This window comes from Intrasporangium chromatireducens Q5-1 (genome assembly GCF_000576575.1).
In the GTDB taxonomy this organism is placed as follows: domain Bacteria; phylum Actinomycetota; class Actinomycetes; order Actinomycetales; family Dermatophilaceae; genus Intrasporangium_A; species Intrasporangium_A chromatireducens.
Window position 1 is genome coordinate 1 of sequence record NZ_AWQS01000061.1, and the last position, 20,512, is coordinate 20,512.

A 20,512-nucleotide genomic window follows, 5' to 3' on the forward strand; every position below is an offset into this window, starting at 1 on the left:
AGAGCGACGGACGCACGCGGTACGAGCCGCGCGGACTGCCGCCCCAGGCCGGGGTCCCGCCGCCCACGGCCGGACCGGCCCGACCGCCGAGGAGACCCCGCCCGCACCCGCGGAGGAGAGACCGCCCGCCCCACCCGCGGACGGTGACGCGTGACGATCCGGGACATCGTCTTCGTCGTCGTCGGCGTCATCACCGCCCTGTCCGGGCTGCTCGCCGTCTCCACCCGCCACGTCGTGCACGCCGCCCTGTGGCTGCTCGTCTGCCTCGGGTCGCTCGCCGGGTGCTACATCGTCCTGGGCCAGGAGCTCGTCGGCATCGTCCAGCTGCTCGTCTATGTCGGCGCGATCGTCGTGCTCGTGCTGTTCGCGCTGATGCTGACGCGTGCCCCGATCGGGCCGCAGCCCGATGTCGACGCGCCGGCATGGCAGCGGCTGGCCGCGACCCTCCTCGGTGCGGCGACGACCGTCCTGCTCGCGCTCACCGCGCTGCCCGTCGTGGGGCGGGAGCAGGTCGACCTCGACACCCCGGTCGTGAGCACGCAGCAGATCGCCTCGGGCATCTTCGGCACGTGGGTCTGGCCGTTCGAGCTGCTGTCGGTCCTGCTGCTCGTCGCCCTCGTCGGCGCGTTCGCGGTGTCCCGGACCGTGCTGCGGAGGAGGTCGCGCTCGTGATCCACCTCCAGTGGCCGGTGATGCTCGCGGCGGTGCTCGCCGGGCTCGGCATCTACGGCGTCCTCGCCCGCCGCAACGCCGTGCTCGTCCTCATCGGTGTCGAGCTGATCCTCAATGCCGCCAACCTGCTGCTCGTCACGGCCGGCACGCGTCAGGACTCCCTCTTCGCGGCCGGGTCGGTCATCACCCTCTTCGTCATCACCGTCGCGGCCGGCGAGATCAGCATCGCGCTCGCCGTGATCCTCGTGATGTTCCGCCGGTTCGGCCACATCGACCTGACCGCGGTCCCCGACCTGACCCCGGACGCGCCCGAGCCCGAGCCCACGACCGGCGTGCAGGGGGAGGTGGTCGAGCGATGACCTGGGTCGTGCGCCTCATCGTCGTCGTGCCGGCGATCGCCGGGCTCGCCGGGCTCCTGCTGGGTCGGTCACGGCCGATCGCGCGAGGCATTGCCGTCGGAGCCGCTGCGGCCACGACCGTCCTCGCGCTCGCGCAGTGGGTCGCGCCGCTGCGCACCGCCGACGTCACCACGTTCGGCGCGCTGCCCCTCGGCGACCTCAGCGTGCCCCTGCACCTGCTGTCCGACCGGCTCTCGGGGCTGGTCTCCTTCGTCGTGGCCCTGGTCGTCCTCGCCATCCAGACGTACACGGTCTGGTACCTCCGCGACGACCGCCGCTACCCGCCGTTCGCAGCCGGCGTCTCCCTGTTCGCCGCGGGCATGCTCCTCGTCGTCCAGTCCTCCGACCTCGTGCTGACCCTCGTCGGCTGGGAGATCATGGGCTGGTGCTCGTGGCTGCTCATCGGCCACGACAGCGAACGAGCGGCAGCCCGGCGAGCGGCATACAAGGCGTTCCTCGTCACGCGCGTCGCCGACGTCGCGATGGTGGTCGGCCTCGTCACCCTCTCGGTGCGGGCCCGCAGCACCGACCTGCTCGCCGTCATCACCCAGCCGGAGGGGGCGGCGCTGCTGACCTTCGGCCTCGTCTGCGTCGTCATCGGTGTCGCCGGCAAGTCGGGCCTCGTGCCGTTCCAGGACTGGCTGCCGGACGCGATGGAGGGCCCGACGCCCGCATCTGCCCTCATCCATGCGGCGACGATGGTCGCGGCGGGCACCTACGTCATCGCCCGCCTCTTCACGCTGTACGCCGCCGACGACGCGGCCCGCACCGTCCTCGCGGTGCTCGCAGCAGTCACGATGGTGTATGCCGCTGGGCTTGCTTTCGCACAGGCCGACCTCAAGCGGCTGCTGGCGTATTCCACGCTGAGCCAGGTCGCCATCATGCTTGCCGCGCTGGCGGCGGCGCCGGCGTCCGTGGGCGTCGGCCCCGGGATCGGGCACCTCATCGGTCACGCGTTCTTCAAGGCACTGCTCTTCCTCGGCGCCGGCTGGCTCGCCGCGCTCGTCGGGTCGACGGCCCTGGCCGCGATGGCGGGCCGGGGCCGATCCGACGTGCTGCTGCGGTGGGGGATGGCGATCGGGCTGGCCGCCCTCGCCGGCGTGCCGCCGCTCGTGGGCTTCTTCACGAAGGACACGGTCATCGACGCCGCCCTCGAGGGGATCGGCGACGGGGCGGGCTTCCGGGCATGGGTCGTCGCCGTCGCCCTGTTCGCCACGGTGCTGCTCACGGCGGCGTACTGCATGCGGGCCTGGCTCCTGCTCGACACCCCACCCCCCGCGCCGACCGGTGTGACGGAGGGGACGGAGGGCTCCCTCGACGTGGAGGCTGTCGCGGCCCGCGAGACGGAGCGCCCACTCGACGTGAGCGAACGGCACAGAGAGCCGGAGGCCGTCGACGAGACCCCGCCGGCTCGACCCGACCACCACCCGCTCCATGCCGAGCCGCACGAGTCCCGGCTGCCGGCACAGCTGCGCGAGGCCCAGCTCCTGCCGCTGCTGCGCACCGTTTCGGTCGCCGCGCTCGCCGCCCTCACCGTCCTCGGCGCCCTCTTGCTGCTGACCCTCGCCGGGAGCCTGCACGTCGGCTGGCTGTCCGCGCTCGTCTCCGTCCTGCTCATCGCCGGTGCGGCGGGTGCCGTCTGGGCCGCGTCCCGGCGCGGCGCACGCGACGCCGCCGACGTGGTACCGGACCGGGTGCGCGCAGGAGCCGTGGCGGGGTACGGAGCCGACGCGGCCTACGCCGCCCTCGGTCGGGCGGTCATCGCCGTGGCCCGCCTCGTCGTCGTCCTCGACCGGGACGTCGTCGACGCCTACCCCCGCGCCTTCGCGGCGACTGCCCACGCCGCCGGCCGCGCCGGCGTGCGCACCCACCGGGCGGTGCCGTCGGTCGCGCTCATCGGGGTCGTGGCCGGGGTCCTTCTCGTCGCGGTGCTGGGGGTGACGGCATGGCGGTGACGATCCTCGTGCTCATCCCGCTCGTCGCTGCCATCGTGCTGTTCGCCATGGCGCCGTCCGCCACGGCCGACCGGCTGGTCGCCCTCGTCGCCTCGATCGGCGCTGCGGTGCTGGCGATCGTCGTGTCCGCGCTGCGGCTCGACGTCGACGTGATGTGGATCCGCAGCCTCGGCATCCGCTGGCACCTCGCACCCGACGGCGTCTCGATCGCCCTCATCCTCCTGACGGCCCTGCTGACCGTCGGCGTCGTGCTCCACACGCTCCACGGGCCGCCTCCGCAGGGCGGCAGCCGATCGACCCTGCTCGGTTGCGTCCTGCTCGTCGAGGCGGGCGCGCTCGGCACCTTCCTGGCCCGCGACGCACTGCTCTTCTTCGTCGCGTTCGAGGTCGTCCTCGTGCCGATGTGGGTGCTCATCCGGCGGTTCGGCGACCATCACCGCACCGACGCGGTCCGTGCCGACGCGGCCGGCCGGTTCATCTTCTTCACCGTCCTCGGCTCGACGCTGATGCTCATCGGGATCCTCTTCCTCGTCTACCACCAGGGGACCTCCGATCTCGACGTCCTCGCGGCGGCGCACGCGGACCGGCTCTCGCACGGTCTGCAGGTCGCCATCGCCGCGCTCCTGCTGACCGGCCTCGGCATCAAGGTGCCGCTGTGGCCCCTGCACACGTGGCTGCCGGCCGCCCACACCATCGCGCCGACGGCCGGATCGGTCCTCCTCGCCGCGGTCCTGCTCAAGATGGGCACCTACGGCATCGTCCGGCTGGCCGTCGCCAACGTGCCGGCCGGCGTGGCCACCCTCTCGCCGGTCCTGGCCATCCTCGGCGTCGTCGGGGTCATCTGGGGAGGTCTCGCCTGCCTCGTCGAGCGTGACCTCAAGCGGCTCGTCGCCTACTCCTCGGTCGCCCACATGGGCTTCGTTGCGCTGGCCCTCGCCTCGGGCAGCCACACGGGGCTGCAGGCCGCGCTCTTCGGCAACATCGCGCACGGGATCGTCGCCGCGTTGCTGTTCCTCGTCGTCGGCGACCTCAAGGAGCAGTGGGGGTCCGCCGACCTCGCGGTCGCTCGAGCGTCCTTGCGTGACAGTGCTCCCCGGTTCGGGGTGCCGCTCGTGTTCGGCTTCGCGGCAGCGCTCGGGCTCCCAGGGCTGGTCAGCTTCTGGGGAGAGTTTCTCGCCCTGTATGCCGCATGGTCCCCGGCGCCCGGGCGCCCGGTCGCGCTGCTGCGCGCGTGCGTCGTCGTCGGTGCGGTCGGCCTCGCCATCGCGGCGGGCTACGCGCTGCGGGTGCTACGGATCGTCTGGGCGGGCGAGGGGGGCAACCCGGCGGCGACACCGGTCCGGGACCTCCGCGGAGTGCGCCGCGGCCTCATCGTCACCCTCGTCGGAGCCATGGTCGTCCTCGGCGTCGGGCCGCAGCTGCTGCTGCACCTGTCTGATCTCGACGCAGCCGGAGTGCTCGGGGCGGTGCGCCGATGACGACCACGCCCGGGCTCGATGTCGTGACCCTGCTGCCCGCGCTGATCCCGCTGGCCGGCGTCGTCATCGTCCTCGTCGCGGACCTCGTCGTCCCCCGCTTCCGCGGATTCCCTTATGCGCTCGCCGCGCTCGCGTCGCTCGGCGCTGCCGGAGCAGCGGTCCCCGGGGTCGTCGGCGGTGCCGGGGCGGTGCGCGAGACCTTCTGCATGACCGGGGGCTGGTTCGCCTTCGGGCCGGGCCCCGGCGCGCCGTCCTACTCTCAGGCGCAGGCAGCGACCGAGTGCCTCTGGCGCGCCGGGACGCTTGGCAGCAGCCTCCAGCTCGGCGCCGGGCTCGCGGCTGCCGTCTGCCTTGCGCTCGCCTGGCCCTCGGTGCGCGGTCGGTCGGCCGAGGTGTCCCGGGAGCCGGTCGAGGCGGTGCTCTTCCTCACCGCGCTGACCGGCACCGTCGTCGTCGCAGCGAGCCGTGATCTCGGCACGTGGCTCGTCGCCCTCGAGCTCGCCACCCTGCCGGTCATCGCCCTCGTCGCCCTGAGCGGCACCCGGGCGGCCCTCGCCGGGGCGATGCAGCTGCTCGTCACCTCCTTGGTGTCCTTCGCACTGTTGGCGGTCGGAGCGGCGCTGTGGTTCCTCGCGACCGGCGCGCCCTTCTTCAGCAGGGACGCGGCCCTGGCGGCCGGCCACGTCTCCCAGGGCGGCACGGCGCTCGCCGCGGGGCAGCAGCCCTCGGTGGCGCTGTTGTCGCTCTCCCTCGTGCTCATCCTCGCGGGGCTGGGCTTCAAGCTCTCGCTCGTACCGTTCCATGCCTGGACCCCAACTGCCTATGCCTGCTCGACCCCGGCCGTGGCCACCTTCCTTGCCACCGTCTCGAAGGTCGGTGCCCTCGCCGCGCTCCTCGTCGTGGTCCAGGCACTCGCCGCCCTCAGTACCCCCGGACTCATCGCCGTGGCCGTCCTCGCGGCCGCCAGCATGACGTTGGGCAACCTCATGGCGCTGCGGCAGGACGACGTCGTGCGGCTGCTGGCCTGGTCCACCGTCGCCCAGGCGGGCTGGGTGGTGCTGCCGCTCGTGAGCGTGTCCCCGCTCGGGCAGCGGTCCGCCGCGATCTACCTGCTGACGTATGTCGCTGCCACGCTCGTCGCGTTCGCCGTCGTGGCCCGCACCGTGCGGGAGGTCGGGTCACGCGGACTCAGCACAGCGGCATACGGCGGCCTCTGGAAGCGGAGCCCCTGGCGGGCCGGAGCGCTCGCTCTGGCCCTGACGTCCCTCGCTGGTCTGCCGCCGGGCGTCATCGGCCTCGTCGGCAAGGTCGTCGCACTGCGGCCCGTCATCGTCGAGGGCTGGGTCTGGCTCGCGGTCATCGCCGCCGGCAACGCGGTGCTCGGCGTCGCCGTCTACCTGCGGTGGCTGCGGCCCGTCGTCAACCCCAGTGAGGCCGAGGCGGCCGCGGCGGGGGAGCCGGCCGGCCCCGGTGTCTCGCCGACAGGCCGACGCCTCGCGATCACGATGGCCCTCGTCGGGAGTGCGCTGGTCCTGCTCGTGGTGAGCGTGCAGCCGCAGCTCCTGCTCGGCCTGTTCGGCTCCTGACCCCTCGCCGCCGCGGCGCACGGTGCTGGTCAGCCGTCTGTCGACGGCTCCAGCCTCACGTTGAGGTCGGTGCCCACGACCGTGGCCAGTCGGGCTGCCTCGTCCTCGATCGCCGCCAGGGGTGGCCGCCCCCCTGCTCGCCAACGGATCGTGAGGTCGTCACCCCTGCGCGCCCACGTGCCGCTCACGACACCGCCGGTGATGAGGGGATTGGCCTTCCGGGTCACGGCGTCCCGCAGCGGCTGGGGCGTGACATGGCGGTCCTTGGTGCCAGGACCCATCACCCACTGGTCATGGCCGGGGAGGAACCGCACGGCTCGCGAAGGACGTGCCGTAGCAAGGGAGTCGACGTCCTCCCGCAGGACGTATGTCGTTGTGCCCTCCACGTCGATGGCCACGAGCCGGTCGCTCATGGCGGAGAGCCAGCTGTCCAGCCGTTTGCGGCCGGCGCTCAGGCCGTTCCCCAGCCAGTAGTGCAGGTGATCGAGTGTCGCCGGCCCGTAGGTGCGGAAGTAGGCGGCGATGGCGCGGGGACCGGCGTCGTCGAGGTCGGGGATGCCCGACCAGTGCGGGTTGGTGTCGAGGCGCTGAAAGGTGTGCTGGCCGTCCCGGGTGGGGCCGAAGCTCATGTCGCCCTGCCACGTCAGGGGCTTGATCAGGGTGCCGGCGCCCTCCTCGAAGACCGTCTTGAGGTGCCGGTACGCGCGACGTCTGGTCACCACGGCGCCGAGCTCGCGGACGGTCAACGGGCCCTCGCTGAGCGCGTCGCGCACCGCCGCTCGGAAGTCCGGCCACGCCTGCGGGTCGAGCCGGTAGTAGTCGACCCAGCTCGGCAGCTCCCACTGCCGGCCGGCGGACCGAAGGGCGAGGTAGCTGCCGCCGTCCTCGGGCGAGAGGTAGTGCATCGAGCCCCGGAACGCGAAGACCTTGATCACCGTCCCGTCCGTCACGGCCCTCGCGAGGTCGCCGGGACGCGAGGTCGTGCTCCGGGTGCGCACGGCGAGATCCGCGAGCGACTCGTCCATCGACAGCACCGCGCCCAACCGGCGCACGACCTCTGCCACGGGCGTGGACCCGACCGGGTCGAGCAGGTGCCGCTCCATTCGCCATGCGAGTGCCTGCGCCCAGGTCACCGTGGCCTCGGTTGTCGTGCTCATGCCCGCATGGTGGCACCCATTCCGGACGATCTACGGCTACAGGTCCACCACCTGGCCGTTGCGGGCGAGTGCGCCGTCGAAGGTGATCGGCACCGGCCGGGCATGATCGGGGTCGAGGCCGTCGAAGGCCTGCAGATGCAGGTGCGGCTCGGTGCTGTTGCCGGAGTTGCCGCACCGCCCGACTGCGTCGCCGCACCGGACCCGCTGACCCGGCTGGACACACACGCTGTCGCGTTGCAGATGGCACAGGGCCACGACGATGCCGGAGTCCATCTGGATCAGCACGTGGTTGCCGGCGAGGGCGACCCAGCCCGCCGCTGCCCTGCGACGCTGCGTGAGGGCGTAGCCGATCGACGGCAGGCCCGGCAGGCGTCATGGTCGGCGGCCCCGGCGTGCGTCGCGACGACGGTGCCCTCGGCCGGGGCCAGCACAGGCCGGCCGAAGCCGGGGAAGCGGTCAGGTGCCTCGCGCTGCAGGAGGGTCGAGAACGTCACGGGTGCCGACCGGTCGTTCGGCCCGACCGGCCCAGTATCCCTGAGCGGTCCCTCCGGATGCCCGTCGGGACTCGAGCCGAGCGGGGGATCTTCAGACCGGCAGCCCCGGTGCGCGTACGGTTCCACGACGATGGAACATAGGCTCGGGGTGCCAGCTGGCTCCCGATCAGCACGCCGAGGAGGCTCCGTGTCCCACCCCGCATCCCGACTGCGGTCGATCCTGCCGACCTCCGGTCGCACCGCCTTGGGCGCGACCGTCGCCGGTGGCGTGCTGACCGGTCTCGCGTCGGCGCCGGAGCGGCTCAGCCGGCTCTTCCGGCACCGCTTTCCGATGGTGGCCGTGACTGGAATGACGGGGGTGGGCAAGAGCCAGCTCGTCGACCGGCTCACGCGCCGCGCCTCCGACGACGGCGTCGCGGAGGTGGGCTCTGCGGTGATGGAGCGTCGCACCCGTCGCTCGGCCCGCTTGCAGGGGTTCCGGTTCCTTGTCGTGCCCGGGGACAACGCCGCCACGCGGCTCGGTGCGCTGGACGAGGTCTTCCATGACGAGCCGGTCGACGGGGTGATCCACGTCGTCGCCAACGGCTATGCCACCCCGCGTCGCACCGCGGGCACCACCGGCGCAGCCACCGCCAGCCGGGAGGAGCAGCTCGCCGCCGAGCTCGAGGACTGGACGATCACCTCGCACCGGATCGCCTCCTTGGCCGTCCGCCGCCACAAACCCATCTGGCTCGTCATCGCCGTGACCAAGACAGACCTGTACCCCGATGAGGTGGATGCAGCGGTGCGCTACTACTCACCGGGCAGTGGGTCGCCGTTCGGTGACAAGGTCGACGCACTGCGTGCCCTGGCCGGCGGTGCCAAGCTCTCGGTGGACGTGCTGCCCGTGTCCAGCCAGGGCGGCGACCGCAAGTCGGTGATGCCGGCCAAGCGGGCCAACGCGATGGTGGACGCCCTTGCGGCGCGTCTGGCGCAGCTGAGTGGTCACGCCTGAGAGGTCACGCCTGAGCGGTCCCGCTTGCGGGCTCCGGTAGCATCCCTCGGATGCAGTCGCCGATCCGCAGGCACATTGGTCAGGTGTTCATCCCGGTCCGGGATCTCGAACGCTCCGCCAGGTGGTACGCCGAGATCCTGTCCGTCGACCCCGGGCTCGCCTCCCACAAGGGCACCATCCTCGACATCCCGATGGAGGCCGGGCCGGGACTGGCCCTCGACGCCAACCGTGCCGACTTCACTGCCGACGGGCCACCGCGCTTCTTCTTCTGGACCGACGACCTGGCCGCGACGGTCGCGCACCTGCAGCAGCTGGGGGTGCGCCTCACGTCCGATGTCACCGACATCGGCAGCGTGTTCTTCGTCCAGTTCGAGGACCCCGACGGCAACCCCCTCATGGTCTGCCAGCGCGCCCATTGAGCCCACTGACAGCGCCGGCGCACGCCAAAGCCCCGCCGGGGGTGGCCGGCGGGGCTGTTGGGGGGTGCGGGTGGATCGTCAGGCGTTGACCGGGGTGCGGTCCTCGCGGGTGACGACCACGTCGCGGGCGGTCTTCGCGTGCCGGAGGCCGAGGAGGCCGAGGAGGAGGAAGACGACTCCGCCGACGTAGGCCGCGATGGAGGCGATGGTGGCGATGGTGCCGATGGTGCCGAAGGCGTAGGCGTTGAGGAGCATGCCGCGCAGGGCGTTGCCCATGAAGAGCGACTGCTTGAGGCCGTTGAGCTCGGCGACCTTGGCCTGGTCAGCGCCCGGGTCCTTCGCGAGCTTGCCAGCCTCGGCCGAGACCTCGGAGTAGGTCTTGCCACCGGAGGAGGCGTTCATGTGGACGAGGATGTAGTGGTCCGCGTAGGCCTTGGCCTGGTCACCGGTGGTCAGCTGGGTCTTGCCGTCCGCCCAGGGCTGGAGGGCTGCCTTGTCAGCCGGTGCCATCTCCGCGATGGCTGCGGCCGCCGGCATCGTGATCCGCTGGGAGGCCAGCTGGTCGTGGACGTTCTGGTTGGTGAAGTTGGCGGCCCAAGTGAGCAGCCCGCCCGCGACGAGCAGCACTGCCGCGAGGAGGAGGCCGGTCCAAGAGATCAGCTTGTCGAGGGTCTTGCGCATCGTTCTCTCCTGTGTGAGTTCCCGGGTGGCCGGGCGTTTTTCCCTGTGGCACTGAAACTACTACTACGAGTAGTACTACGCCAACTTGTTGCACGGTCAATCGCCGTGATCTACGACACTCGGTAGTAGATCGGGAACTCGCGGCCCGGACCGCCGCCACGCGGTCGGAACAGTGGCCACTGGTCGAACGTTCAACGGGCATGCACAACCACTTCAACGGGCTGAAGACCGCTGCCCTCTTCGGCGCCATCTGGGCGCTGCTCCTCGGTCTCGGCGCGCTGATCGGTAGCGGCCGCTACATCTGGCTCTTCGCGCTCATCGGCGTCGGGACCACCGCCTACGGCTACTGGAACTCCGACAAGCTCGCGATCCGCGCGATGCACGCCTACCCGGTGTCGGAGGCGCAGGCGCCGGCGATGTACCGCATCGTCCGGGAGCTGTCGACCGCTGCTGGCAAGCCGATGCCGCGGCTCTTCATCTCCCCGACGCAGGCACCGAACGCCTTCGCGACGGGCCGCAACCCGAAGCATGCCGCCGTCTGCTGCACGGAGGGGATCCTGCAACTGCTCGACGAGCGTGAGCTGCGCGGCGTGCTCGGGCACGAGCTGATGCACGTCTACAACCGCGACATCCTCACCAGCTCTGTCGCGGCGGCGGTGGCGGGCGTCATCACCTCGATCGGCCAGATGCTGATGTTCTTCGGCATGTTCGGTGGCGGCGGCTCCGATGAGAACCGGCCCAACCCGATCGCCCTGCTCGCGATGAGCTTCCTCGCGCCGCTCGCGGCGATGATGATCCAGATGGCGATCAGCCGCACTCGGGAGTATGACGCCGACGAGGACGGCTCGAAGCTGACGGGCGACCCGCTGGCCCTGGCCTCGGCGCTCCGGAAGCTCGAGTATGGCGTCCAGCGCGCGCCGCTCGCCCCCCAGCAGGACATCGTCAACGCGAGCCACATGATGATCGCGAACCCGTTCCGCGCGCAGGACGTGTCGCGGCTCTTCGCGACGCACCCGCCGATGGACCAGCGGATCGAGCGCCTCGAGATGATGGCGGGCGGGCCGCGGCGGAGCTGACCGCGTCACGCCCGCGAAACGTCGGGCCACGACGCTTCGCAACCCCTGCGACGCGGGTGCCGCGGATCTGGCAGGCTCGCCCTCATGCGCAGTCTCACCCTCGCCGAAGCACGTGACCGTTCCGAGCTGATCACCGTCGGTTCGTATGCCGTTCAGCTCGATCTCGACCAGGGCGCGGAGGTCTTCGGCTCGGTCGCGACGGTCCGCTTCACGTGCGCGTCGCCGGGTGCCGACAGCTGGGTCGACCTGAAGGCCCGCGAGATCCACTCGATCCGGCTCAACGGCCGCGAGCTGGACCCGGCCACGGTGGACGAGGGCCGGCTGCCGCTGCCCGGTCTGGCCGCCGACAACGAGCTGACCGTCGACGCGACGATGGCCTACAGCCACGACGGGCAGGGTCTGCACCGCGCGACCGACCCCGCGGATGGGCGCGACTACGTCTACGGGCACCTGTTCCTCGACGCGGCGCCGAGCGTCTTCGTCTGCTTCGACCAGCCCGACCTCAAGGCCCCCTATGGCATCACCGTGAAGGCACCGCAGGAGTGGACCGTCATCGGCAACGGCGCGACGACGCAGACGGCACCGGGGGAGTGGCGCCTCGCGACGACCAAGCCGCTCGCGACCTACTTCGTGACGGTGTGCGCTGGGCCGTACGTGTCCGTGCGGGACGAGCACGACGGCATACCTCTGGGCCTGCACGCCCGCCAGTCGCTCCGGGAGCCGCTCGAGCGGCACGCCGCCGAGATCTTCGAGGTGACGAAGCAGTCGTTCGACTACTTCCACGGGCTGTTCGGCATCCGCTACCCGTTCGGTGACTACGACCAGGTCTTCGTGCCGGAGTTCAACGCCGGTGCGATGGAGAACCCGGGCTGCGTCGTCCTGCGCGACCAGTACATCTTCCGTGGTGCAGCGACCCAGGACGAGCTGCTGACCCGCGCCAACACCGTGTCCCACGAGATGTCGCACATGTGGTTCGGCGACCTCGTCACGATGAAGTGGTGGGACGACCTCTGGCTCAACGAGTCGTTCGCCGAGTACATGTCGCACCGCTGCCTCGTCGACGCGACGCAGTACACCGAAGCCTGGGTGGACTCGTCGATCGAGCGGAAGGTGTGGGGGTATGGCGCTGAGCGCTCGCCCTCGACCCACCCTGTGGCGGGCGTCGAGGCGCTCGACGCGATCAGTGCGCTGCAGAACTTCGACGGCATCTCGTACGCCAAGGGCGCGGCGGCGCTGCGGCAGCTGATCGCCTACGTCGGCGACGACCGGTTCATCGCAGGCGTTCGGGCCTACCTGACCGACAAGTCCTACGGCAACGGCACGCTCGCCGACTTCCTCGCGGCGATCCAGGCCGCGAGCGGCAGCGACCTCGACGGGTGGGCGAAGGCGTGGCTGCTCACGGCGGGGCGCGACACGATCTCCGTCGACCTCGCGGAGGAGTCGGGCCGGGTGACCGCGGCGACGCTGACCCGCGAGGCCCCGGCGGACCACCCCGCTGACCGGCCCCACGCCCTCGACGTCGCTGGCTGGACCGACGGGACGCAGACGGCCCGGGTCGAGACGACGGTCGCTGCACCGGAGGTCTCGCTCGAGGGGCTCGTCGACACGCCGACGCCGGCCGTCCTCGTGCCGAACGCGTCCGACCTGACGTGGGCGCGAGTCGTGTTGTCCGACAAGACGATCGGGGCGCTGCCCACGCAGCTGTCGCAGGTCCCGGACGCCCAGACGCGCGCCGTCGTGTGGTCCTCCCTCGTCGACGGCCTGCACACCGCCGAGGTCGCCCCGACCGTGCTCCTCGACGTGTTCGAGGGGGCATGGACGCGGGAGAGGAACTCGTCCATCCTGACCCGGACGGCCGGCTACGCCGAGCACGTCGTCGTCGGCGTCTTCCTGCCCCGGGAGCAGCGGCCCGCGGCCCGCGAGCGGCTGGCCCGGTGCGGTCGGGCGCTGCTCGACACGGCGGAGCCCGGCTCGACGTCGTCACTCGCCGCGGCCCGCCTCGTCGCGGGGACGAGCGCCGACGAGGAGCTGCTGCGGGGCTGGGCGACCGGTCATGGCCTGCCGGCCGGCCTCGAGGACGACGGCGACTTCCGTTGGATCGTCGTGCGCAACCTCGCCCGCCGGGGAGCCTTGAGCGACGCCGATATCGAGCGCTTCCGCGCGTCCGACGACACCCTGCAGGGGTCCCTCAACGCGCTGATGTGCCGTGCGGCACGGCCCGACCCGGAGGCCAAGGCCTGGGCCTGGGACCAGCTCACCGGACGCAACGGGCGGTCGAACTACGAGATGAACCACCTCGCGCGCGGCTTCTGGGCAGCCCCGAGCGACGACCTCGTCGAGCCGTATGTCGCGCGCTATTTCGTCGACGTGCCGGCGATGAGCGCCTGGGTCGGGGAGGACGCGCTGTCCCGGGTCGTCACCCTGGCGTTCCCGCAGGTCTACACCGATGCGACGGCACGCCGCAGCGCCGAGACGCTGGAGCGCGGCGACCTGACCCCGGCGGTGCGGCGCTCGCTCGTCGACGCCGACGCGGACCTGCGCGAGGTCCTCGCCTCGCGGGCCGCCTTCGGGGACTCCGCCTGAGCGCCGCCGTCACCGGGCGGGGGCGGAGACGGTGCTCCCGGCGCCGACCTGACCGAGCTGCCGCAGCAGGGCCAGGTCGTCGCTGACGATCCAGCGCTCCGTCGCGAGGCCCTCGTCGTTGAAGCGCCGGAAGGTCATCGCCCGCCACTCCAGGACCCGGCCGGTCGGCCGGGCGCCGTGCAGGGTGCCCTCGTGGGTGCCCCGGTAGGTGTGCCGGGTCGCCACCAGGTCACCACTCGCGACGATGTCCTCGACCGACGACGTGACATCGGGCAGGGCTGCCCGCATCGAGGTGAGGAACTCCCGATGGCCGGCCAGGTTTGCGCCGAGGTGCTCCGGCAGCCCGTGGATGACTGCGTCGGGGGCATAGCTGGCGAGATAGCGGTCGAGGTCCCCCGCGTTGAACGCCGTGATCGCGTCGAGGGTGTTCTGCCGGTTCCGTTGCGCGTCCATGGTCCAGTCTTGCGCGCCGTGCGCCGCCCCGCACCAGACATGGTTTGAGGTGTCCGAGTGGCGGGAGGGACCACTCGAACACCTCAAACCCGGGGGGGAGGGACAGCAGGTCAGCTGGAGGAGCTCGCCGGCTTGACCGCGAGGGTCACATCGAGCTGGACTCGCTGGCCGCCTCGGACGACGGTCAGCTTGGCCTGCTCGCCGGCCTTCATCTCCCGGATCTGGGCGACGAGCGCGGTCGAGGACTCGATCCGCTCGCCGTTGACCATGATGATGACGTCGCCCTGCTTGACGCCGGCCTTGTCGGCGGGCGTGCCGGAGACGACCTGGACGACCTGGGCGCCGGCTCGCTTGGCCGCGCCGTCCGTCACCACGGAGTCGCGAGCGCTCACGCCGAGGAACGCGTGGTCCGCGTGCCCCTTCTGGATGAGCTGGGACGCGATCGACTTCGCCTCGTTGACGGGGATCGCGAAGCCGATGCCGATGTTGCCGCTCTGGCCGCTGCTGCCCAGGCCGCCCCCGCCGAGCTGCGCGATCGAGCTGTTGATGCCGATCAGCTCACCCTTGGCGTTGACCAAAGCGCCGCCCGAGTTGCCCGGGTTGATCGCGGCCGACGTCTGGATCGCGTTCGTCACGACGGTGTCCGCATTCGTCTGGCCGCCCCCGAAGGGCGATTGGTTCTGGTCGCTGGCCTGCGTCGTCACGGGCCGGTTGAGCGCGCTGACGATGCCGGTCGTGACCGTGCCCGAGAGCCCGAGTGGATTGCCGACCGCCATGACCGGGTCGCCGACCGCGACCTTGTCGGAGTCGCCCAGGGTCATCGGGACGATGTCGGAGGGCGCGCCCTGCAGCTTGATGACCGCAAGATCCGTCGACGGGTCGGTGCCGACGATGGAGGCGGCATACGTGCGGCCGTCGTTGAGGGCGACGGAGATCGAGCCGTTGCCCGCGCCGGAGACGACGTGATTGTTCGTCAGGATGTGCCCCTGCTGGTCGATGATGACGCCCGATCCCGCGGCCTCACCGTTCTGCAGCACCACGTTGATGCTGACCACGCTGGGGCTCACCGCCTTGGCGACCGACGTCCAGTCGGGGGCGGAAGCGTTGCCCTGGATCACCGTGGGGGAGGTCGAGCCCTGCTGGAGCGTCTGCGCGCTCGGGCTCTGGCTCGTCGTGCTCGCGCTCCCCTCGCCGCCGGCCTGGATGGCCGCATAGGTCCCGCCGCTCGCGAGGACCGCCGCGAGCACGGCGACACCGACCATCTCTCCGATGCGGCGCCTCGGCTTCGGCTCCCGGTCGTTGCGCTCGGGCGGGGTGGGGCGCTGCTCGGGGGGCGGGGGCACGGCAGACATCGGATTGTGTGTGCCGGGTGCCATGGTCATGGCTTCTCCTTCGCTCGGCTGGTTGATACCCAGTTCACGTCACGAGCTTTGGTGGCCCCTCTGGCGGTCCTATGAGTCCGCTGTGTGCTCTCCGGTGGGTGGCTGGACGGGCAGCTCGACGACGAAGGTGGCGCCGCCACCTGGCGTCTCGTCCACGCGGACGCTGCCGCCGTGGGCCGTGACGATCGCCTCGACGATGGCGAGGCCGAGCCCGTTGCCGCCGCCGTGACCACGGCTGCGCGAGGCGTCAGCACGATAGAACCTTTCGAAGACGGTGGCCCGGTCCTCCTCCCGGATGCCATACCCATGGTCGCGGACCGCAAGCGCCACATGGCCCCGGTCGATCGGGCCGACGAGGATCTGGATCGCCGTGCCGGCGGGCGTGTGCACCCGGGCATTCGTGACGAGGTTCGTCACGACCTGTCGCAGCTGGCGTTCGTCGGCGACGAGCTCGGTCGGACGAATCGGGCCGGCGATCCCGGTGGCCGTGACGGAGCGGTCGGGGTCGATGGTGCGGGCGTCCTGGGCGGCGTCGGCGGCCAGCACCGCGAGGTCGACGGCGCCGAACTGCAGCGGGCGCTCGCCGTCGAGGCGTGCCAGGGTGAGCAGGTCGTCGACCAGGTCGCGCATCCGGTGGCTCTCACCCTCGATCCGCCCCATGGCGCCGGCCACCGCGTCCTGGGTCGGCAGCGCGCCCTGGCGGTAGAGCTCGGCGTAGCCGGAGACCGCGGCGAGCGGCGTGCGCAGCTCGTGCGAGGCGTCCGCGATGAAGCGACGCATCTTCGCCTCGTTCGCCTGCCGCACGGCGAAGGACCGCTCGATCCGGGCCAGCATGACGTTGAGGGAGCGGGAGAGGGAGGCGACCTCGTCCTCGGCGCCCGGGACCTGGATGCGTTGCGTGAGGTCGCCGCCGGCGATCGCCGCGGCGGTGTCCTCGATCTCGGCGAGTGGTCGGAACGCTCGTCTGACGAGGAACCAGCCCAGGGCGGCACAGATGCCGAGGACGATCGCGCCGATCGCGGCGGCATACCAGAGGAACTGGTCGACGGTGTCGTCGAGGCTGCGCAGGGAGACGGCCACGACATACGTCGCGCTGCGGTCGGCGTTCGTCGTGGCGAGCGCGAGCCAGTTCACCCCTCCGCCGACCGATCCGACGGTGAACACCTGTTCCTTCCGGACCCGAATGTCGTTCGGTCGGATGAGGGGGATGTTCGCCCTGGCCTTCTCGGTGACGGCCTCGCCGATGGAGAACTGGTCGTTGCCGTTCACCGGGATCACCCGCAGCGTGAAGCCGGACGGGAGCATCGGGCGACTCTGCTCGAGCTCGACCATCTGCAGGCGGGCGACGCTCCCGCCATACACCCGCAGTTCCTGGCCGGCCTGGTCGAGCAGGTAGCGGTTGAGCAGGGCGCTCGTCACGACGAGGGTGAGCGCGAGCGCGATGAGGATGAGGCTCAGCGCGATGGTGAGCAGCCGCCAGCGGAGCGGGATGGCGCGTAGCCTCATCCGCCCCCTCCAGCGGTTCCGCGCGGTCGCGGCGTTGATGGGCGGCACCCTCAGGACGACTCGGGCGGCACCCGCAGCACGTAGCCGACACCGCGCTTGGTGTGGATGAGCGAGGGGAGCCCGTCCACGTCGATCTTGCGGCGCAGGTAGGAGATGTACGACTCGACGATGCCGGACTCGCCGCGGAAGTCGTAGTCCCAGACGTGGTCGAGGATCTGCAGCTTGGACAGGACCCGGTTCGGGTTGAGGAGTAGGTAGCGCAGCAGCTTGAACTCGGTGGGGGACAGGTCGATGACGCGGCCGGCCCGGCGCACCTCGTGCGAGTCCTCATCGAGCTCGAGGTCGTGGAAGCGCAGCGTCGCCGAGTCGTCGTCGACCGGTCCGCGGGTGCGCCGCAGGACCGCGCGGATCCGCGCGACGACCTCCTCGAGGCTGAACGGCTTTGTCACGTAGTCGTCCCCGCCGACGGTGAGGCCGGCGATCTTGTCCCCGACGGAGTCGCGGGCGGTGACGAAGACGATGGGCTGCTGGCGCCCACGGTCGCGCAGGCGGCGGGTCACCTCGAAGCCGTCGACGTCGGGCAGCATGACGTCGAGGACGACGAGGTCCGGCTGGGAGCTCTCGGCGAGGGCGAGCGCGCTCGCCCCGTCGTCGGCCGTCTCGACCTCGAAACCGGCGAACCGGAGGGAGGTCGCGAGCAGTTCGCGGATGTTGGGCTCGTCCTCGACGACGAGGAGTCGAGCCTCAGGGGTCTGGGTCTCCACGCTCCACAGTGTCCATACGTTTGCTGTGAGTTGGCTGGGAAGCGGGTGGGCGTCGATGACGCCCTGTCTGGCCCCCGCCACCGCCCGTCGGCGCGTTCTGTCGGAGACCGAGGTGAGCGGCATACGGACGTGGGTCGCGACCGCTCAGAGGTCGTCGGCGTCGACGATCCGGTAGGCGTAGCCCTGCTCGGCGAGGAACCGCTGCCGGTGCGCGGCGAACTCCGCGTCGACGGTGTCCCGCGACACGACCGTGTAGAAGTGGGCGGTGCGGCCGTCCCCCTTGGGCCGCAGGACCCGACCGAGGCGCTGCGCCTCCTCCTGACGGGAGCCGAACGTGCCGCTGATCTGGATCGCCACCGAGGCCTCGGGCAGGTCGATCGAGAAGTTCGCGACCTTCGACACGACGAGCCGGGTGATCTCGCCGGACCGGAAGGCGTCGTAGAGGCGCTGGCGCTCCTTGACCGTCGTCTCGCCGGTGATGACGTCCGCGCCGAGCCGCTCGGCGAGCTCGTGCAGCTGGTCGAGGTACTGGCCGATGATGAGGGTCGGTTCGTTCGTATGCCGCTCAGCGAGCTTCTCGATGACGGGCAGCTTCGCGTCGGAGCAGGACGCGAGCCGGTAGCGGTCATCCGGCTCCGCCGTCGCGTAGGCCATCCGCTGGCCGTCGGGCAGCGAGACGCGGACCTCGACGCAGTCGGCCGGGGCGATGTAGCCCTGCGCCTCGATGTCCTTCCACGGCGCGTCGAAGCGCTTCGGCCCGATGAGCGAGAAGACGTCGGCCTCCCGGCCGTCCTCGCGGACAAGGGTCGCGGTCAGACCGAGCCGGCGGCGCGCCTGCAGGTCGGCGGTCATCCGGAAGATCGGCGCCGGCAGGAGGTGGACCTCGTCATAGACGATGAGCCCCCAGTCGCGGGCATCGAGCAGGTCGAGGTGCGTGTAGGTGCCCTTCCGCCGCGTCGTCAGCACCTGGTAGGTGGCGATCGTGACCGGGCGGATCTCCTTGCGGGCGCCGGAGTACTCGCCGATCTCCTCCTCGGTGAGGGAGGTGCGGCGGATCAGCTCGTCCTTCCACTGCCTGGCGCTCACCGTGTTGGTCACCAGGATGAGGGTCGTCGCCTTGGCCGCCGCCATCGCTCCTGCGCCGACGAGGGTCTTGCCGGCCCCGCAGGGCAGCACCACGACGCCGGAGCCGCCGTGCCAGAAACCGTCGACGGCGTGCTGCTGGTAGGGGCGCAGCTGCCAGCCGTCCTCGTCCAGGGCGATGGGGTGCGCCTCGCCGTCGACGTAGCCCGCGAGGTCCTCGGCCGGCCAGCCGACCTTGAGCAGCTCCTGCTTGAGGTGGCCGCGCTCGCTCGGGTGGACGACGACGGCGAGGTCGTCGATCCGCTCGCCGGTCAGCGGCTTGATCTTCTTGTGCCGCAGCACTTCTTCGAGGACCGGTCGGTCGGTGGTGCGCAGCACGAGCCGGGTCCCCTCGGGGCTGTCGGCGAAGCCCTCCTTCTCGAGGGTGAGCCGACCGTAGCGGTCCATCGTCTCGGCGATGTCGACGAGCAGCGCGTTCGGCACCGGGTAGCGGCTGTGGGTGATGAGGGCGTCGACGACCTGCTCGGCGTCGTGCCCGGCGGCGCGGGCGTTCCACAGACCGAGGGGGGTCACCCGGTAGGTGTGGACGTGCTCCGGGGCGCGCTCCAGCTCGGCGAACGGCGCGATGGAGCGCCGCGCCTCCTCGGACCTCGGGTGGTCGACCTCGAGGAGGAGGGTCTTGTCGCTCTGGACGATCAGGGCTCCGTCATTCATCACGAGAGACCAACACCGGTGCAGGGGTCGCTGTTCCCGGCCGGCCCGGCGTCGTGTGGTGCAGGTCCTACGGGGCGAGCTGTCACGGCTGTCAGTATGGACGGCATGCGCACCCCCCAGGTCGAGCCGGCGGCCGGACTGCCGGCCGAGGTGACCATCTATGAGGTCGGGCCCCGTGACGGTCTGCAGAACGAGCAGACCGTCGTCCCGGCAGCGACGAAGGTCGAGTTCATCCGCCGTCTCGAGGCTGCCGGGCTCCAGACGATCGAGACGACCTCCTTCGTGCCGGCCAGGTGGGTGCCGCAGATGGGCGACGCCGAGGAGGTCCTTGCCGGGCTCGGTGCAGACGGGGTCGGGCGGCGCCGGCCCGCGCTCGTGCCGAACGAGCGAGGCCTCGACCGGGCAGAGGAGCTGGGGCTGCAGGCCATCGCGATCTTCGGGTCGGCGACGGAGACCTTCGCTCGCAAGAACCTCAACCGGTCGGTCACCGAGCAGTACGCGATGTTCGAGCCGGTCGTGAAGCGCGCCAAGGCCGACGACAGGTGGGTGCGCGCCTATGTCTCGATGTGCTTCGGCGACCCCTGGGAGGGGCCGGTGCCCGTCGAGCAGGTCGTCGACGTCGCCGAGCGGCTCATGGGCCTCGGCTGCGACGAGCTGAGCCTCGGTGACACGATCGGCGTCGGCACGACCGGGCACGTCCACCGGCTCCTCGAGGCACTGGACCGGCGGGGAATCGGGACGGACCGGATCGCGGTGCACTTCCATGACACGTACGGGCAGGCGCTCGCCAACACGATGGCGGCGCTGCGTGACGGCGTCTCGGTCGTCGACGCCTCGACGGGCGGCCTCGGTGGGTGCCCCTATGCGAAGTCCGCGACCGGCAACCTCGCCACCGAGGACCTCGTCTGGGCGCTGACCGGCGCGGGCGTGCGGACCGGGGTCGACCTGGACCAGCTCGTCGAGACCAGTGTCTGGATGGCGCAGCAGCTGGGGCGGCCCAGTCCCTCGAACGTCGTGCGGGCGCTCGCCGGGGGCTGACGGGGCCGGAGTTTGCGCTCACTCGACGGGGCGCAACCGGAGTTTGCGCTCACTCGACGGCTGGGGTGGTCGGGTCGAG

The 20,512-nt window shown here is 71.4% G+C and carries 18 protein-coding genes; 10 read left to right on the top strand and 8 right to left on the bottom strand.

The genetic code is table 11. The features are described 5' to 3' along the window. Nucleotides 1–150: 150 nt before the first annotated feature. From N864_RS09480 to N864_RS09500, 5 genes are read left to right on the top strand one after another with little or no spacing between them, the layout of a single operon-like run. Nucleotides 151–672: an NADH-quinone oxidoreductase subunit J family protein gene (locus N864_RS09480; protein WP_034715894.1), complete on the top strand. Its 522-nt coding sequence runs from the start codon at nucleotides 151–153 to the stop codon at nucleotides 670–672. Beyond that, complete coding sequence (nuoK, locus tag N864_RS09485; RefSeq protein ID WP_051518403.1) at nucleotides 669–1,031, top strand: NADH-quinone oxidoreductase subunit NuoK; 363 nt, start codon at nucleotides 669–671, stop codon at nucleotides 1,029–1,031. Before N864_RS09480 ends, nuoK begins: the two co-directional genes overlap by 4 nt. Then, nucleotides 1,028–3,025 carry an NADH-quinone oxidoreductase subunit 5 family protein gene (locus N864_RS09490; RefSeq protein WP_034715895.1) on the top strand — a complete coding sequence of 666 codons (1,998 nt, stop codon included), beginning with the start codon at nucleotides 1,028–1,030 and terminating at the stop codon, nucleotides 3,023–3,025. The genes nuoK and N864_RS09490 overlap by 4 nt, the downstream gene beginning before the upstream one ends. Continuing rightward, nucleotides 3,016–4,503: a complex I subunit 4 family protein gene (locus tag N864_RS09495; RefSeq protein WP_034715896.1), complete on the top strand. Its 1,488-nt coding sequence runs from the start codon at nucleotides 3,016–3,018 to the stop codon at nucleotides 4,501–4,503. Before N864_RS09490 ends, N864_RS09495 begins: the two co-directional genes overlap by 10 nt. Then, nucleotides 4,500–6,089, top strand: a complete 1,590-nt coding sequence (locus N864_RS09500; RefSeq protein WP_034715897.1) for an NADH-quinone oxidoreductase subunit N — start codon at nucleotides 4,500–4,502, stop codon at nucleotides 6,087–6,089. The genes N864_RS09495 and N864_RS09500 overlap by 4 nt, the downstream gene beginning before the upstream one ends. Nucleotides 6,090–6,118: 29 nt before the next feature. On the opposite strand, the gene N864_RS09505 is transcribed toward N864_RS09500, so the two are convergent. Both N864_RS09505 and N864_RS26015 read right to left on the bottom strand, forming a co-directional pair. Then, entirely contained in the window at nucleotides 6,119–7,246 is a 1,128-nt protein-coding gene (locus N864_RS09505; protein WP_034715898.1) for a DNA glycosylase AlkZ-like family protein, read from the bottom strand. Between the two features lie 36 nt (nucleotides 7,247–7,282). After that, nucleotides 7,283–7,531, bottom strand: coding sequence for a M23 family metallopeptidase (locus tag N864_RS26015; RefSeq protein WP_240474275.1), 249 nt, complete (start codon nucleotides 7,529–7,531; stop codon nucleotides 7,283–7,285). A gap of 396 nt (nucleotides 7,532–7,927) precedes the next feature. Between N864_RS26015 and N864_RS09515 the strand changes: the two genes are divergently transcribed. Together N864_RS09515 and N864_RS09520 are read left to right on the top strand one after the other, a co-directional pair. Further along, nucleotides 7,928–8,734 carry a P-loop NTPase family protein gene (locus N864_RS09515; protein ID WP_051518404.1) on the top strand — a complete coding sequence of 269 codons (807 nt, stop codon included), beginning with the start codon at nucleotides 7,928–7,930 and terminating at the stop codon, nucleotides 8,732–8,734. Between the two features lie 50 nt (nucleotides 8,735–8,784). Then, nucleotides 8,785–9,153, top strand: coding sequence for a VOC family protein (locus N864_RS09520; RefSeq protein WP_034715899.1), 369 nt, complete (start codon nucleotides 8,785–8,787; stop codon nucleotides 9,151–9,153). A 78-nt stretch (nucleotides 9,154–9,231) separates the two neighbouring features. On the opposite strand, the gene N864_RS09525 is transcribed toward N864_RS09520, so the two are convergent. Then, a complete protein-coding gene (locus N864_RS09525; RefSeq protein ID WP_034715900.1) occupies nucleotides 9,232–9,834 on the bottom strand; it encodes a hypothetical protein in 603 nt (200 codons plus the stop codon). Between the two features lie 200 nt (nucleotides 9,835–10,034). On the opposite strand from N864_RS09525, the gene htpX reads away from it, so the two are divergent. Together htpX and pepN are read left to right on the top strand one after the other, a co-directional pair. Beyond that, nucleotides 10,035–10,910: a zinc metalloprotease HtpX gene (htpX, locus tag N864_RS09530; RefSeq protein ID WP_034715901.1), complete on the top strand. Its 876-nt coding sequence runs from the start codon at nucleotides 10,035–10,037 to the stop codon at nucleotides 10,908–10,910. An 84-nt stretch (nucleotides 10,911–10,994) separates the two neighbouring features. Beyond that, nucleotides 10,995–13,493 carry an aminopeptidase N gene (gene pepN, locus N864_RS09535; RefSeq protein ID WP_034715902.1) on the top strand — a complete coding sequence of 833 codons (2,499 nt, stop codon included), beginning with the start codon at nucleotides 10,995–10,997 and terminating at the stop codon, nucleotides 13,491–13,493. A 9-nt stretch (nucleotides 13,494–13,502) separates the two neighbouring features. Here the strand turns inward: pepN and N864_RS09540 are convergent, their stop codons facing one another. From N864_RS09540 to N864_RS09560, 5 genes are all read right to left on the bottom strand, one after another. Next, nucleotides 13,503–13,946, bottom strand: coding sequence for an ester cyclase (locus N864_RS09540; RefSeq protein WP_051518405.1), 444 nt, complete (start codon nucleotides 13,944–13,946; stop codon nucleotides 13,503–13,505). 110 nt (nucleotides 13,947–14,056) lie between these two features. Continuing rightward, complete coding sequence (locus N864_RS09545; protein WP_240474276.1) at nucleotides 14,057–15,328, bottom strand: S1C family serine protease; 1,272 nt, start codon at nucleotides 15,326–15,328, stop codon at nucleotides 14,057–14,059. A gap of 69 nt (nucleotides 15,329–15,397) precedes the next feature. Next, entirely contained in the window at nucleotides 15,398–16,834 is a 1,437-nt protein-coding gene (locus tag N864_RS09550; protein WP_034715903.1) for a HAMP domain-containing sensor histidine kinase, read from the bottom strand. Nucleotides 16,835–16,884: 50 nt separating this feature from the next. Next, nucleotides 16,885–17,598: a response regulator transcription factor gene (locus N864_RS09555; protein ID WP_034715904.1), complete on the bottom strand. Its 714-nt coding sequence runs from the start codon at nucleotides 17,596–17,598 to the stop codon at nucleotides 16,885–16,887. A 144-nt stretch (nucleotides 17,599–17,742) separates the two neighbouring features. Next, nucleotides 17,743–19,395 carry a DNA repair helicase XPB gene (locus N864_RS09560; protein WP_034715905.1) on the bottom strand — a complete coding sequence of 551 codons (1,653 nt, stop codon included), beginning with the start codon at nucleotides 19,393–19,395 and terminating at the stop codon, nucleotides 17,743–17,745. Nucleotides 19,396–19,500: 105 nt separating this feature from the next. Between N864_RS09560 and N864_RS09565 the strand changes: the two genes are divergently transcribed. Then, the gene (locus N864_RS09565; RefSeq protein ID WP_034715910.1) at nucleotides 19,501–20,433 is read left to right on the top strand and encodes a hydroxymethylglutaryl-CoA lyase; all 933 of its coding nucleotides are present in this window, start codon (nucleotides 19,501–19,503) and stop codon (nucleotides 20,431–20,433) included. The last annotated feature ends 79 nt before the right edge of the window (nucleotides 20,434–20,512 follow it).